General features: G+C 60.4%; 12 protein-coding genes. 8 read left to right on the top strand and 4 right to left on the bottom strand.

All coding sequences use genetic code 11. The features are described 5' to 3' along the window. From K9857_RS25300 to K9857_RS25285, 4 genes are all read left to right on the top strand, one after another. Positions 1 to 615, top strand: a 615-nt coding sequence (locus K9857_RS25300; RefSeq protein ID WP_411961610.1) for a bacteriophage T4 gp5 trimerisation domain-containing protein, incomplete at its 5' end; no start/stop codon positions are given. Beyond that, positions 612 to 1472, top strand: coding sequence for a DUF4123 domain-containing protein (locus tag K9857_RS25295; RefSeq protein ID WP_224540472.1), 861 nt, complete (start codon positions 612 to 614; stop codon positions 1470 to 1472). The genes K9857_RS25300 and K9857_RS25295, both read left to right, overlap by 4 nt. A gap of 89 nt (positions 1473 to 1561) precedes the next feature. Beyond that, positions 1562 to 4939 carry a T6SS effector BTH_I2691 family protein gene (locus tag K9857_RS25290; RefSeq protein ID WP_224540470.1) on the top strand — a complete coding sequence of 1126 codons (3378 nt, stop codon included), beginning with the start codon at positions 1562 to 1564 and terminating at the stop codon, positions 4937 to 4939. Positions 4940 to 4959: 20 nt separating this feature from the next. Beyond that, a complete protein-coding gene (locus K9857_RS25285; RefSeq protein WP_224540468.1) occupies positions 4960 to 5712 on the top strand; it encodes a hypothetical protein in 753 nt (250 codons plus the stop codon). A gap of 164 nt (positions 5713 to 5876) precedes the next feature. Here K9857_RS25285 and hrpB read toward each other — a convergent pair whose 3' ends face one another. Next, positions 5877 to 8393 carry an ATP-dependent helicase HrpB gene (gene hrpB / locus K9857_RS25280; protein ID WP_224540466.1) on the bottom strand — a complete coding sequence of 839 codons (2517 nt, stop codon included), beginning with the start codon at positions 8391 to 8393 and terminating at the stop codon, positions 5877 to 5879. A 109-nt stretch (positions 8394 to 8502) separates the two neighbouring features. Here hrpB and K9857_RS25275 point away from each other — a divergent pair, with 109 nt between their 5' ends. Together K9857_RS25275 and K9857_RS25270 are read left to right on the top strand one after the other, a co-directional pair. Next, positions 8503 to 8922, top strand: coding sequence for a polyribonucleotide nucleotidyltransferase (locus K9857_RS25275; protein WP_224540464.1), 420 nt, complete (start codon positions 8503 to 8505; stop codon positions 8920 to 8922). A gap of 29 nt (positions 8923 to 8951) precedes the next feature. Next, a complete protein-coding gene (locus K9857_RS25270; RefSeq protein ID WP_224540462.1) occupies positions 8952 to 9857 on the top strand; it encodes a cation diffusion facilitator family transporter in 906 nt (301 codons plus the stop codon). Here the strand turns inward: K9857_RS25270 and K9857_RS25265 are convergent. Continuing rightward, positions 9842 to 10897 carry a DUF6515 family protein gene (locus tag K9857_RS25265; RefSeq protein ID WP_224540460.1) on the bottom strand — a complete coding sequence of 352 codons (1056 nt, stop codon included), beginning with the start codon at positions 10895 to 10897 and terminating at the stop codon, positions 9842 to 9844. The genes K9857_RS25270 and K9857_RS25265 overlap by 16 nt on opposite strands. A 435-nt stretch (positions 10898 to 11332) precedes the next feature. On the opposite strand from K9857_RS25265, the gene K9857_RS25260 reads away from it, so the two are divergent. Together K9857_RS25260 and K9857_RS25255 are read left to right on the top strand one after the other, a co-directional pair. Then, complete coding sequence (locus K9857_RS25260; RefSeq protein ID WP_042934386.1) at positions 11333 to 11812, top strand: Lrp/AsnC family transcriptional regulator; 480 nt, start codon at positions 11333 to 11335, stop codon at positions 11810 to 11812. A gap of 225 nt (positions 11813 to 12037) precedes the next feature. Then, on the top strand, positions 12038 to 12247 hold the full coding sequence (locus K9857_RS25255) for a DUF2788 domain-containing protein (RefSeq protein WP_046815823.1): 210 nt from the start codon (positions 12038 to 12040) through the stop codon (positions 12245 to 12247). Here the strand turns inward: K9857_RS25255 and K9857_RS25250 are convergent. Continuing rightward, complete coding sequence (locus K9857_RS25250) at positions 12242 to 12883, bottom strand: pseudouridine synthase (protein ID WP_224540459.1); 642 nt, start codon at positions 12881 to 12883, stop codon at positions 12242 to 12244. The genes K9857_RS25255 and K9857_RS25250 overlap by 6 nt on opposite strands. Positions 12884 to 12948: 65 nt before the next feature. Then, a complete protein-coding gene (amn, locus tag K9857_RS25245; RefSeq protein ID WP_224540457.1) occupies positions 12949 to 14448 on the bottom strand; it encodes an AMP nucleosidase in 1500 nt (499 codons plus the stop codon). Positions 14449 to 14532: the final 84 nt, after the last annotated feature.

Here is a 14532-nt window from a genome sequence, read left to right as displayed (position 1 = left end):
GGCGGTGGCGGTTCCAACGAACTGCGCATCGAAGACAAGAAAGGCCAGGAACAGATCTTCCTGCACGCCCAGCGCGACTGGGACGAGAACATCGAACGCGACCAGAAGATTCGCGTCGGCAACGAGCGGCACGACACCGTCGAGCAGAACAGCTACAGCGAGTTCGGGGCCGAGGAACACCGCACGGTTCATGCGGACCGCAAAGCAGAGGCCCGTGCCGATGATCACCTGACGGTGGGTGCCAACCAGCACGTCAGGATCGGCACCGGGCAGCTCGTCGAGGCTGGTCGGGAAATCCATCTGAAAAGCGGCATGAAGCTGGTGCTCGAGGCTGGCTCGGAGATGACGCTGGTGGGGGGCGGCAGCTTCATCAAGATCGATGCCGGCGGCGTGACCGTGAGTGGGCCAATGATCTACCTCAACTCAGGTGGGAGCCCGGGGACCGGCACGGGGGCGGCGCCGCTATTGCCAGGGCCATTGAAGGAGGCGGATGCGGATAAGGCCGGTGATCTGCTGATGCCTGCACAGCGGCAGGCGTTGTTGCTCGGGGCGCCGCGCTGTGAAGTCTGCGAGCGTGCTGCCAGGGAGCGAGCCTTGAAGGAGACCGCCCAGTGAACAACGTTTCCCAAGCCAACTATTTGTTGATTGATGGTGTATTGCGGCCCGACGCGCTGGCCCGTCTGTACCAACGTGGCGAGCCGCTGGAGATTGTGCCGCTGTACCTCGGTACGCGGTGGAGTGAGCTGCAGGATCTGGGGCCGATATTGGTTTCGCTCCTGGGGCCGTCCACTTTGATCGACGAGGAGTACCAACAGGCGGATGCCAGCCTGTTATCCAGTCGCGCTCCCCAGCAGGTTGTTGCCGATCATTTGCGGCGCTTTATCGCGCCGCCCGACGTGCTAGGTGGAAGTGGACTGTTGCGCTTTGCCGATCCGCTGGTGGCGCACCATTGGTTGGAGAGCTATCAGGGCACTCACCTTGACGGGATTCTTGGACCGATCGAGGCGTGGCATACACCCGAAGGCCGGCACTCCTGGGAACCCCCTCCCCAATCTGCTTGGCGTAGTTTTCTGCGCGCCGGGCCTGCGCCTGATGGGTTCAATCCCCTGTTGGGTGAGGGGCAATTGATGGCACTGAATCGCGCTGGCCGTTGGCGCTTCATGGAACGGCTGAACCTTGGGTTTCAGGAAAGCCACCCGCTGCTTTTGGCGCAAATTGACCATGACACTCGAGCCCAATGGTTCGATCAACGATTGGATGAAGCCGAGGCCTGGGGGCTGTCGAGCGAGTCCAGTCAAGCCATCTGGATCGAATACAGCCTGCGCTGGGGAGATGGGTTTACCCAGCATACGGATGGACCTTACCAGCAATGGCTCGCCAACAATCCCGACGCCCTCCAACTTGCACCAGAACTGCGTATCCAGCGGATGGATGACGAATGTCTGGACACCGAAAGCCACAAGGACATGTGATGAGCTACGCAACAGAATCCCAATTGAGACAGGCCAGGCGTAATCAGCGATTTCAAAATGTGCCCGTGGGCTCCGGCCAGTGCGGGTTGATGCAACAGGAGGTGGCCGTTTTCCCCGTTCGTTACGCCGTGGACGAGTCACCGCAAAAAGGCAGCAACCAGGGCCCGAATCCGCTTCCAAAAAACTGGTCAGCCCCTTCCCTGCCGCCATTGAAGACCCGCAGTTACACCCTGCGCCAGTTGCGGGATGGCTGGCTGTACGTGTGGAGTAGCGTCGACGAAACCTTCCATGAGTATCAGGTGGAACGCGAGATGCTTATTCGACACGAATGGACCGAGCGCGAACTCAATCAGGACACCCGCCACAACCCCGGCCAGGCACGTCAGTACCTGCTCTATTCCCGTCGAACCCAACTGCGCATCGCCTACTCACCGGTGCAATGGACCTGGCGGATGTGCGAACTGATGCGCAGCAACGCCGCCGAACAATCGCGCTGGATGCGCAGCGTCGACCTGCCGGCATACTGCCTCACCGGCAAAGTCGCCCACGGCGAGGCGATCACCGAGCTGGGCAAATGCGTCGCGGACATTTTCGTGTATGGCGGGCAGGCCCCGACCTTCACCAGCACCTTGTTGCCCACCGAAACCGCCGACCCGGACGCAGCGTTCAAGCCGGCCTTCGAAGAAGCGCTGGTACGTGGCCGGGTACCGATGCAGGACACGGCCCTCTTCGTCGCCCTGGACGATCCGCTGGCAGTGATCGACGACCTGAACATGAATCTGGTCGGTCGGCTTCTGGAGCAGAGCCAGTTCGAAGCCCTGCATCAACACCAATTGCAAAGTGCGTTGGCCGTACAGAACCTGTGCGGCTTTGATGCCGAGCCTTTCATCCCTTCTTCGATCCAGAACCCGGTCCAGCGCCAGGCGTATACCGACGACCTGTACACGCTGCTCAGCACCCACGATGAAATCGAACGATCAACGGAGCTGGTGGAGGCCGAGTACAGCGCAATGGTGAGGATGGGGGCGAACTCGACGGTGGCGGCCGGCGAACGCGCGTTCAAGGCCAAGTGGGGCCATCTGCCGGATCAACAAAAATGGCGGGTAGCCCTTGAAGAATGGGAAGCCAAACGCTTCTGGCGCGAAGACGTGCACTTCGACAAGGTCCAAACCTACCTGAGCCAAACCACCGTCGAAGCGACCTTGCTACAGGCGCACATCCAGCGCAGTGCCGACGACCTGATCGACTGGCTCGACCAGTTGAACCCAGGTGCCGAAACGGTCTTTCACGACACCGGCCACGAAGATCAGGCCAGCCAACTGCTGGAAACCGCCCACGCCCTTTACACCGCCTTGGGCAACGTCGAACGCGGACAGCAATGGCTACTCGCGCAAGCCGCGCAGCCCAGCAAACTGTTCGGCACCGCGCTGTACAACTTCAACCTGGAACTCGCCGCGCTGATCAAGCAGGTCACCCACAACTTCAGCACCACCGGCAAACTCGACGACCAGGGCCGCGAAGGCGATGGCCATTCCCCCACGCTGAACCCAAGATCCCCGGGCGACGCCACGAGCATCGGCACCCGCTTCAATGAAATCAAGGCGGTGCTGGACCTGGAAAGCGTGCGCGACAGCAAGCTCTACCAGGCCATGAGCAGCACCGCCAAACAGGCAATGAACACTCTCCTCGACGTCGCCAACCACAAGGCCAGAGACGCCTGGCACGGCTTGAGCGTCATGCTGCTGCCGGCCATGAAACAGCAACTGGCGCTGACCCTGGCCGTACCCCAAGTGCTGATCTCCACCGAAATCTCCATGGACACACAGCTGGTCTACAACCCGAACTACCAACGCGAGTACCAGGCCTGGCTGCTGGAAATCGCCACCGTGCAGAACAAGATAGCGTCCTCCAACAACGCCTTACGCCATCGCGCGGTGCCTCACGATCAACGCGCAGCGCGTCACTTTCTGCGAGCCCAAGAAGACCGCCTGAAACACCTCTTCCTGCAACGCCCCAACCAGATCTCTGCTCAAACCTCAGGCCCCACGCGCCTGCATATCGACCTGCCACAAATCAACCGCTGGCTCTCCGATCTGGGGAAATCGGAAGTGATCGAGCAGCTGAAAACATTCGGCACTCAGGAACACCTGCGCAGCACCAAAGCCTGGATGAACCAGAACCTGGGCAATGCCTTGCCCGCGTTGCTGGTGGGCCTGAACGCCTGGAACCTGCATCACACGGCGAAACAGGCGAAGAACGATGGAAAGTTCTCGGCAGATGAATGGCGCAATGTGAGTGCGAGTGCGGCGTATGCGGGGAATGCAGTCGCGGCATTGTGGGTGGGGCCGGCTTGGAATCGGGCGGGAATGATGACCGCTAACCTGGGACCTGAAACCCTGAAGGTTGCACAGGCGGGGTACTCGGAATGGATAAATGACGCCAAGGCTGCTTCCAAGGGGAGTATCAGGGCAACAGCGGCCAGCGAGATGGCGACCATTTCGAAAGGCCTGATCTGGCGCACCGTGACGTGGGCGGCACTGGGTGCTGTTGCGAGCGGGCTTGAGGCTTGGCAGTTGTCCCGTGAAGTTGATGTTGCGACGAGCGAGGAGGAAAAAGGGCTGCTCATAGGGAAGTTTGTTGTGGTGTCCGGAATGTCATTCGTTGCCACAACCCAACTGGTTGGCGCAGGACTTGGCTATTGGTTCGGCTTTGCCTGGGTGGTGTCCAAGCCGGTGATCATCATTTTGGCGATCTTGGGCATCGCCTATTTGATGGTCAGCATGACCGCCAACCGCTACAAACGCGAAGGACTACGTCTGTGGCTGTACCGTTGCAATTGGGGGCGCGGATCAATCCCGGAATGGAATGGCGATGAAGGCCACTTCAGGCAGATGCAAGCCCTCTTGGAAACACTGCAACGTCCCAGCGTCGGCGGCAGAGCGTTGTCCTCAGGTGGGGGAAGCACGCCGAGAAAAAATCTGGGTTTCTGGCTGCAAATCCAGGTGCCGAACGCACTGTCTGGCAAAGATGTGACCTTGCAACCGGCGATGATTCAGACACATCTGTTTTATGCCGACGAACTGCAAAGCACCAAGGACAAGTTCTACGACAGGTTCCTCAATGGTTACTGGATAGATCCGAATCTGCTAGGCCAGTTACCCGACGGCCCCGGCACCAAAGACAACCCGCCTGACTACATCTACACAGGTAAAGAACAGCATCGTCTGTGGCAAGTGTGGATCGACTTCCCCAAAGACAACCCGGTCCTTGAATTGGAGGTCAAGTATCCGCCCGGAGTGCTTCAGCGTGCTGATGGCCGCGGATACATGTTTCGAATAGCTCTTGAGTGGAGCCCAAGCGAAGCGGATCGGGCAAACAATGCCTTCAGCGGCGAATTAACGGAGAAAGATGGCATCGTTCTGAGAGAACAGAAAACTCAGAATCTGAAACTAACCATCCCCAACTGAGCTATTGGACGAGCCCTTAAATGTTCAACTCCAACAAAAAACTTGATTTACCACCGCAACTTCAATGGAAGTACACCAATGAGCCAGAGCTATTGGGCTGGACTATTCGGGCGCGCAACTATAATACTTTTGTGGCTAATTGCATGTTTGCATTTATGTCAGTATTGGCTGCGTTAGCCACATGCTTTGTAGACTCGGTAATAGGCATCGATGGAAATTATTTTTATAGAATACTGATTATTTTAGGATATTTTATTTTTTTAATATCTATAGTTTCAAGCATGACCCATCAGCGAATGAATTTCGCCTACCGCTTCACACAGTCTGGAGTGGAGTATTGCAAATGGAAGGACTTCCCAAAGTGGATGTTGCCATTTTTGAAATGGTTCACAGGCATCACCGCGGTCATTTTCATCGGTATGGCAAGCATCGATCCAGCATTCTTGATTGGCGCGTTGGTAGGTCCAGGCGGGATGGGCTTGATGTACCTTTCCATGGCTAACTCCAAGAGCTACCAGGAAATGCACACCCAGTATCATCACTATGCTTTTAAATGGGAGGAGCTAACGCAACTTGCCATCGCGACCAACCGAGAAGTAGTTGACCTGAAATACAGCATCACTCTGGAGGGAGAGGATTGTAAAACCAACTGGAGCCTCAATGTATTTTGCAAACGAAAGCAAAAGGAAAAGGTAGCTGAATTCATAAAACCCTATTTGTCTTCAGGCGTACCGTTCATAAAGGCAAAGGTGAACGTTCCTCTCAGTACGTAATGAGCAATGTAGGAAAGATCTATTTCCTGACGTAATTCCTGCACAATCGCCATCTGTAGGAGCGAGCATGCTCGCGATGGTCGTCAACGATAACGCTGGAAACCTGATGCCCCGCGGTGCCTTTGCGTTCATCGCGAGCGTGCTCGCTCCTACAGGAGACGTGGTTATTTACGCGGCTTGGCGCGAGCGGTTGCTTCGGCTATCAGAGGGTCATCGGGCCAATAGTGTTTGGGGTATCTGCCCTTGAGGTCTTTTTTCACTTCGGCGTAGGTGCTGCGCCAGAAGTTGGCCAAGTCCTGGGTCACCTGCACGGGACGTCGTGCCGGGGACAGCAGGTGCAGTTTGACCACTTGCCGGCCGCCGGCGATGCGCGGGGTTTCGGCCAGGCCGAACAGTTCTTGCAGGCGCACCGCGAGGATCGGTGGCTGTTCGCTGTAGTCGAGTCGGATCGAGGACCCCGAGGGCACACTCAGGTGATGGGGGGCTTGCTCGTCGAGGCGTTGCGGCAGCGGCCAGGGCAGCTGGTTGTGGACGATGCTCGACAGGTCGAGGTTGCTGAAATGGCTGAGTCGCGAGACTTTACCGAGGTACGGCATCAACCAGTGTTCGAGGTTTTTCATCAGCGCGGTGTCGCTGACATCGGGCCATTCGCTGTCGCCCTTGGCGGCCAGATCCAACTCGCGCAACAAAGCGACTCGCGCCTGCCATTGGCGCAGCTCCGGGGTCCATGGCAGCAACTCCAGGCCTTTGCGCCGCACCAAATTGACCAGCGCCTGACTGCGAGCCGCTTCGTCGAGGCCGGTCAACGGTTCGCGACTGAGGATCAGCTCGCCGACCTTGCGCTGTCGCTCTGCACGCAGCACGCCTTCACGCTCATCCCAATCCAGCTGATCAACACAGCGCACCTGCTCGGCCAGCACGGTGTCGAACAATGACGGATCGAAATCCGTCGCCAGATAAATCCTTTCTTCGCGCTGCCCCTGACGACTGCCAAGATCAGCGATCACCAGCCAAGGTTGCTTCATCAGGCTGTCGGCCTCGGCAAACAACGCGGCACGCCCATTGGCCAATCGATACTCGGCACCGCCGGCACGACGCTGCTGGGCGACCCGATCAGGATAGGCCAGCGCAAGCAACGCACCCAGCCAACGCGGATGATCCGGATCGCTGACCGGCTCCAACGCTTTGCCACGCAGATACCCGCGATACTGCCGTGCCAGTTGCCGGGCACGCTGCACCCCGCCCTGAGCGCCGCGAGCCGCCCGTTCTTCGCCGGACAACAGCACCAGACGACTGTGCAGATCGGCGCCGGCACCGCGCAGGATATCCCGCTCGCCGAGCAGCGCCGCGACATTGCAAGCCATGTCCGCCAGCCCCAGCGCCTGCCCGCGCAACAGCAGATGCGCGATACGCGGATGCGCCGGCAGTTCCGCCATGGCCTGACCATGACGGGTCAGCGCCTCGCCTTCCAGCGCCCCCAGTCGTTCGAGCAGATCCTGCGCCTGTGCATAAGCCGCAGCGGGCGGCACGTCGAGCCACACCAATTGCCCGAGCGACACGCCCCAGCGACCGAGCTGCAAGGCCAGCCCCGCAAGATCCGCCGAAAGAATCTCTGCACTGCCATAGGCCGCCAGTTGCTCATGCTGATCCTGCGACCACAGTCGATAACACACGCCCGGCTCAAGACGCCCTGCCCGGCCCGCGCGCTGGGTGGCGCTGGCTCTGGAAATCCGCTGAGTGTCGAGACGGGTCATGCCGCTGCCGGGATCGAAACGCGGCACCCGCGCCAGCCCGGCATCGACCACCACGCGCACGCCATCGATGGTCAGGCTGGTCTCGGCGATGTTGGTGGCCAGCACCACTTTGCGTTTGCCCGCCGGCGCCGGATCGATCGCCGCCCGTTGCGCAGTCAGGTCCAGTTCACCATGCAACGGGCACAGCAGCACCTGCGGGTCATCGCCCAGCGCGTCGGCCAGTTGCTGATGCACACGACGGATTTCCGCCTGCCCCGGCAGAAACACCAACACGCTGCCGGTTTCGTCATTCAGAGCTTCGAGGATGGTCTGCACCAATCGCGGCTCGATGAATTCGCCGGCCTGGAACGGCCGACCCCAGCGCATCGCCACCGGGAACATGCGCCCTTCGCTGCGCAGGATCGGCGCGTCGTCGAGCAGACCGGCCAGGCGATCACCTTCGAGGGTGGCCGACATCAGCAGGATTTTCAGCGGTTGATCATCGCGAAACAGCTCACGGCCATTGAGGCTCAGGGCCAGCGCCAGATCGGCATCGAGACTTCGCTCGTGGAATTCGTCGAAGATCAACAAGCCAACACCTTCCAGCGTCGGGTCTTCCTGCAAGCGCCGGGTGAGGATGCCCTCGGTCACCACTTCGATACGGGTATTGGGGCCGACCTTGCTGTCGAGCCGAATGCGATAACCCACGGTTTCGCCGACCTTCTCGCCCAGCTCGCTGGCCAGGCGCTCCGCCGCTGCCCGCGCAGCCAGGCGGCGCGGCTCGAGCATCAGGATGGTCTGCCCGGCCAACCACGCTTCATCGAGCAGAGCCAGGGGCACGCGGGTGGTTTTCCCGGCGCCGGGCGGCGCTTCGAGCACGGCTTCGTGGCGTGTCGCGAGGGCTTCACGCAGGGCGGGTAAAACTTCATCGATCGGCAAAGAAATCATGCTGGCTCCCAAACAGAGCCGCGAGTATAACGGCGAACTGCCCAGCGTTTGTCGCGGTCCTAATTCATATCGACGACGCTTCGTTTTTAGAGACCCAAGGAGATTTCACATGCGTATTCCCTTTCGCCTGATCGGCGGTGTGCTGGTCGCGACCCTGCTGACCCAGGTCACGGCGTGCGGCTCGATTTTCTATCCCGATCGCCGTGGCCAGATCGACGGCAAAATCGACCCGGCCATCGCCGTGCTCGACGCCGTGGGCCTGCTGTTCTACATCATTCCCGGCCTGATCGCGTTTGCCGTGGACTTCGCCACCGGCGCGATTTACTTCGAGCCCGGCAAGACCGCCCAGGTCGATCCCGAAAAACTCAAGGACGCCATCGGCGCCGACGGCAAGGTCGATAACCTCAAGTTGCAGACTATTCTGGAACGTGAACTGGGCCGCACCTTCCCGCTGGATGACCCACGTCTGATCCAGCACAAGGGCAGCACCCAGCAACTGGCCATGTTCGGCCTGCAACCTGCCGCGTAATCGGTGCCTGTAAAGGAATAAGCGCACTCATGATCTCCAGCTCCGAACACGCCCGCCTGCTGCGGCTGGCGACCCGTGCCTCGGTGGCGGTGGCGTGCACGCTGATCGTCGCCAAAGCCATCGCCTGGTGGCTAAGCGGATCGGTGAGCATGCTCGCCGGCCTCACCGACTCGGCCCTCGACGGCGTGACCTCGCTGCTCAACCTGCTGGCGGTGCATTACGCCCTGCGTCCGGCCGATGACGATCATCGTTATGGGCACGGCAAGGCCGAGTCCCTGGCCGGCATGGCGCAGGCGTTGTTCATCGGCGGCAGTGCGGTGTTGATCGCGTTGCAGGCACTGGACCGGATCAAGCATCCGGAACCGGTGGGGGCACCTTGGCTCAGCATCGGGGTGATCATCTTCTCGCTGGCCCTGACCCTGGCGCTGCTGACGTTGCAGCACAGGGTGGTCAAGGCCACCGGGTCCAACGCGGTGCGCGCCGACTCCCTGCACTACCGCTCGGACATGATGCTCAACGGCAGCATTCTAGTAGCGCTGGTACTCGCCAGTTTCGGCCTGCATCAGGTGGACGCCTGGTTTGGCCTGGGGATCGCCGCGTACATCCTCTGGAGCGCGGTGCAGATCGCCCGGGAAAGCTTTGCGGTGTTGATGGATGAAGAGCTGCCGCCGGACGTCAGCCAGCACATGCTGGAGCTGGCGTGCAGTGTGCCGGGGGTGTTAGGCGCCCATGACTTGCGTACGCGGATTTCCGGCAACCAGTGGTTCGTGCAACTGCACCTGGAACTGCCCGGCGAGCTGACGTTGTCGGTGGCCCACGGCATCAGCGATCAGGCCGCCGATGCCATTCACAAGGCGTACCCGCGAGCCGAAGTGCTGGTGCACGCCGACCCGCAGGAGGTGGTGAAAGCCGCCAGGGCTCAGAAGCTGACCTGATATCCGCGACTGCTCAGGCAACTGCCCTGAACCTGACGGTAGGTCTGAACTACGGAGGGATCAGGCTGATAGGTCGCGGTGCGTGGATCGAAACCGCTCTGTTGCACAGCAGTCTGATAGCACTCGTAGCCATCGCGATTGACCTGATCCTGGGACTGGCCGGCCGCCGGATAGGCTTCCACGTCATAACCGCCATTGGACGGTTGCGGCTGTTGTTGCGGTTGCACGGTGCCCATCGGTGGCTCGACCACCTCGTAGTCTTGGGTGCTCTCCTGATAGGCGTAGTAGGAACCGGCCGCGAGAAACAGGATCGAGCCGCCGATCACCACCTGCTCGGCGTAGTCCGGCAAATAGCTGACCCGAATCCCCCGAGGCGGCTCCACCACCACATACCGCGGGCCCAACGGGCGATACCAGTAACCGCCGGAATAGTAGTAATCCATGCCACGGTAAGGCACGCGGTAGTCACGGTCGGGGAAGCGATCGATCACATGGCCCGGTCGGTACTGCGGCCCAGGGCCCCATCCGTTGCCGTGATAAGACCCGCGAGGCGGATTGGATGGCGCGCCGATATAGCCATTCCAGCGCTGGTTGGGATTGTTCTGCGGACGCTCGTCCTGGTAGTAACCACGCCGTGGCGGCTGAGTTTGTTGCACGGCATCGGGACGAGGCTGGATCGGCAGATCATTGGCCGGCAATTGCGGTGGAGGCGGCGGCGAACGCACCGGATTGTTGAAGTTGGGCTGCTGACGGTTCTGCCACTGGCCGTTGTTTTGATTCTGGCCGTGGTACTGGTTTTGATATTGGCCATTGTTCTGGTACTGGCCATTGTTTTGAGGACGCGGCTCATTCTGCTGCTGGCCATTTTGCGGACGCGGCTGATTGTTGCCGCCATGGCCCTGATTGTTGCCCTGATGGCCGCCGTCGCCATGCTGCCCACCATCTGGCCCATGACCCTGCTGATCATCGGCCAGCGATTGCGCAGTCACACTGACACATAACAACCCGACTCCAGCCAAATGCCAGATGCGCGACTTCATACTGTTCCTCATCGAGGGTTGGGGCCTGTACATAAGACTGGGAAAGCGCAGACCGGTTCTGCAACAGGTTATCAGTCGCGCAACTTATTTATTGAGGGCGCGGCTCAAATTGCGCGCAAGAAAAAGGGGAGACCCGTCGGCCTCCCCTTGAGAACTTCGTCCGTGCTCGACGCTTGTGGCGTCGGCTCACCTCACGCCGTCTTCTGGACAGTGTGTAGCTCGGGGGCCGGCTCATCCCCTGTGGGGGTGGCGACCGCAGCTGGCCTGTTTGGGCGAGCCGCACTGGACTGTTTGTCCGAGCAGTGATTCTGGTGATAAGAATAGGCTCGGAGCACCGGCAGAGGATTGCGAAGATTGCTCAAATAAACATTACTTGCGCAATTTTTAACCCTGGATAGATAATCTGCCGCAATAGTTACAACAAGGAACTGTTTGATGAGCAAACTCGACCGATACGACCTGAGCATTTTGGCTGAATTGCAGCGCGACGCGCGCATTTCCAATCAGGAGCTGGCCGAACGAATCGGTCTATCCCCTTCCCCCTGCTCGCGTCGGGTCAAGCAACTGGAGGACGACGGCTACATCTCCCGCCAGGTCGCCCTGCTCGACCGCAAGATGCTGGGTCTGAGCCTGACCGCCTATGTGCTGATCGGCATGGACCGCCACACGCCCGAGCGCTTCGAGAACTTCGAAGCGGCCATTCGCACCCTGCCCCAGGTGCTCGAATGCAGCCTGGTCACCGGAATGGATGCCGACTACCAGCTCAAGGTGGTGGTGCCGGATATGGACCATTATCAAAAGCTGCTGCTGGGGCATCTGACCCGTATCGAAGGCGTGACCAGCGTGCGCTCCAGCTTTGTGCTGAACCAGGTGCTCAACAGCACCGAGCTGCCACTGACCCACCTGCGTAACTGAGATAAATCTCTGTAGGAGCGAGCATGCTCGCGATGGTCGTCAACGATAACGTTGGGTGCCTGACACCCCGCGGTGTTTTTGAGTCCATCGCGAGCATGCTCGCTCCTACAGGCAAGGCAACCCGACAGATGACTGCGGCACAGTGCCGCAGGTCCATCCTGCGCGATCCCTGCGTGACTTATACTCGCGCCGTCTTTTTAGCCCCGCCCGCGCTGGAGTTGTCCGATGGATCCTGCAGTATTCGAAGAGTGGATGATGACCGGACTGGTCAGCATTTTGATCATTTTCATGGGTTTTATCGTCTGGGATCTGGCGAAGAAATCCAAGGCCGGGCGCTTTGGCTCGTTCATCCTGTTCTTCGTGCTGGGCCTGGGCGTCGCGGCATTCGTGATCAAGAGCGTGGTCATCGGCCTGATCGAAACCGGCACGCTATAAGCGCGCCGGTACTTCCTTCCACTGGCCCTGATCGAGCCCTTCGATCGTCCAGTCACCGATCCTGACCCGCACCAGCCGCAACGTCGGCAAGCCGACCGCGGCCGTCATGCGTCGCACCTGTCGGTTGCGCCCTTCTCGAATAACCAGTTCCAGCCAGCTCGTCGGCACGCTTTTGCGAAAACGCACCGGCGGGTTGCGCGGCCACAGCTGCGGCTCATCCAGCTGCCGCGCCTCCGCGGGCAAGGTCATGCCATCGTTCAATTCGACGCCATCGCGCAGCCGCTGCAACTGCTCTTCGCTCGGCTCGCCTTCCACCTGCACCCAATAGGTCTTGGCCAGCTTGTGCTTCGGGTCGGCGATGCGCGCCTGAAGCTGTCCGTCGTTGGTCAGCAGCAGCAACCCTTCGCTATCGCGATCCAGACGCCCCGCCGGGTAGATGCCCGGAACCTCGATGAAATCCTTGAGCGTCGCCCGCCCCTCGCCATCGCTGAATTGCGTCAGCACATCGAACGGTTTGTTGAACAGGATCAGCTTCGGCTCGGCTGGCGGCGCCTTGGCGACACGGCGCGGGGCTGAAGACGGTGACGCGGGTTTCGCGCCCGGGCGGCGGGAAACGGGACGTTGAGGACGGGACATGGGAAAAAGAACATCTGACGGTCAGGGCTGACAATGCTAGTGCCCCGACCATCAAATGACCATCGTTAGCGGAACGGCGGCTCGTCGAAGCTGCGCAGCTTGCGCGAGTGCAGCGAGTTGAGCTCGGTGCGCAACAGGTCCACCGCCTCGATGCCGATCTTCAAGTGCTGGCTGACCGCTCGCTCATAGAAGGCGTTGGCCGAACCCGGCAGTTTGATTTCACTGTGCAGAGGCTTGTCGGAGACGCAGAGCAACGTGCCATAAGGCACTCGCAGGCGATAACCCTGGGCGGCGATGGTGCCGCTTTCCATGTCCACCGCCACGGCTCGGGACAGGTTGATCAGCGGTCGCTCCTGGGCCCAGCGCAGTTCCCAGTTACGGTCATCGTAGGTCAGCACGGTGCCGGTGCGCAGGCGCTTCTTCAGCTCATCGCCCTTCTCGCCGGTGATGTTCGCCGCCGCCTGCTGCAAGGCCATCTGCACCTCGGCCAGGGCCGGGATCGGAATGTTCGGCGGCACCACACGATCAAGAATCCCGTCGCGGCGCATGTAAGCGTGGGCCAGTACGTAATCGCCGATGGTCTGCGACTGGCGCAGGCCGCCGCAGTGTCCGATCATCAGCCAGCAGTGCGGACGCAGCACCGCCAGGTGGTCGGTGATGTTCTTCGCGTTGGACGGGCCGACGCCGATGTTCACCAGCGTCACCCCATGACCGTCGCTGGCGATCAGGTGGTAGGCCGGCATCTGGTAGCGGTGCCAGACCACGCCGGCGGCAATCGCCGAGGCTTCGCCGTGATCCATGCTCTTTTCGATGATCACGTTGCCCGGCAACACCATGCGCACGAAACGCGGGTCGCTGCGCAGCTGTTCCAGGCCGTGGACGATGAACTGATCGACATAGCGGTGGTAGTTGGTCAGCAGAATCCACGGCTGCACATGGCGCCAGTCGCTGCCGGTGTAGTGCACCAGCCGGCGCAGGGAAAAGTCCACACGCGCTGCGTCGAACAGCGCCAGTGGCAGCGGATCGGTGTTTTCCCAATCGTACAGACCATCGGCAATGCCATCGGTGGCCGCCGACAGGTCGGTACTCGGGAACACCCGCGCCAGCACGGCGGCGGTCACGCCAGAGCCGGCCAGCTCATCGCCCTGCTCGACCACGTACGGATAAGGAATGTTCTGCTGGCTGATGCCCACTTCCACGGTCACGGTGAAGTCGTGCATCAAGGGCACCAGCTGTTCCAGCAGGTACTTACGGAAAGCCGATGGATGGGTGACGGTCACGCTGTAAGTGCCCGGCAACTGGACCTTGGCATACGCGCGGGTGGTCTGCGGGACTTCGCCCTGGCAGTGGTAGGTCAGGCGCAGCTCGGGATAACGAAACATCGCCCGCTGCTCGGCGTCCGGCTCGACGCGATCCTTGAGATAACGCTTGAGCGCCCCGCTCAGTGCGGTGGTTGCACGATTATGTAGATACGCAAGCTGGTCCACGGCTTGCTCGGCGGTTTGAACGACAATAAAAGCTTCGGTCACGATCAGCATCCTGTGTTCTGACTTGCAGAGCTTCATCTTGCCTGCATCGTCGCTTCACGGGAACCGGGGACGACACAAATGCCGAGCTCACCATAGATCCAATGTGGGAGCGGGCTTGCT

This window comes from Pseudomonas sp. REP124 (assembly GCF_020164475.1).
Taxonomy (GTDB): domain Bacteria; phylum Pseudomonadota; class Gammaproteobacteria; order Pseudomonadales; family Pseudomonadaceae; genus Aquipseudomonas.
Note: the sequence above shows the minus strand (reverse complement) of the source record. Positions and strands in the feature narration are given on the sequence as shown.

What these genes read in the sequence shown, in the direction of transcription:
- K9857_RS25290 (WP_224540470.1), top strand. Translation starts at nt 1,562, where the DNA reads ATGCAACAGGAGGTGGCCGTTTTCCCCGTTCGTTACGCCGTGGACGAG.
- K9857_RS25285 (WP_224540468.1), top strand. Translation starts at nt 4,960, where the DNA reads ATGTTCAACTCCAACAAAAAACTTGATTTACCACCGCAACTTCAATGG.
- hrpB (WP_224540466.1), bottom strand. Translation starts at nt 8,393, where the DNA reads ATGATTTCTTTGCCGATCGATGAAGTTTTACCCGCCCTGCGTGAAGCC.
- K9857_RS25275 (WP_224540464.1), top strand. Translation starts at nt 8,503, where the DNA reads ATGCGTATTCCCTTTCGCCTGATCGGCGGTGTGCTGGTCGCGACCCTG.
- K9857_RS25270 (WP_224540462.1), top strand. Translation starts at nt 8,952, where the DNA reads ATGATCTCCAGCTCCGAACACGCCCGCCTGCTGCGGCTGGCGACCCGT.
- K9857_RS25265 (WP_224540460.1), bottom strand. Translation starts at nt 10,897, where the DNA reads ATGAAGTCGCGCATCTGGCATTTGGCTGGAGTCGGGTTGTTATGTGTC.
- K9857_RS25260 (WP_042934386.1), top strand. Translation starts at nt 11,333, where the DNA reads ATGAGCAAACTCGACCGATACGACCTGAGCATTTTGGCTGAATTGCAG.
- K9857_RS25255 (WP_046815823.1), top strand. Translation starts at nt 12,038, where the DNA reads ATGGATCCTGCAGTATTCGAAGAGTGGATGATGACCGGACTGGTCAGC.
- K9857_RS25250 (WP_224540459.1), bottom strand. Translation starts at nt 12,883, where the DNA reads ATGTCCCGTCCTCAACGTCCCGTTTCCCGCCGCCCGGGCGCGAAACCC.
- amn (WP_224540457.1), bottom strand. Translation starts at nt 14,448, where the DNA reads ATGAAGCTCTGCAAGTCAGAACACAGGATGCTGATCGTGACCGAAGCT.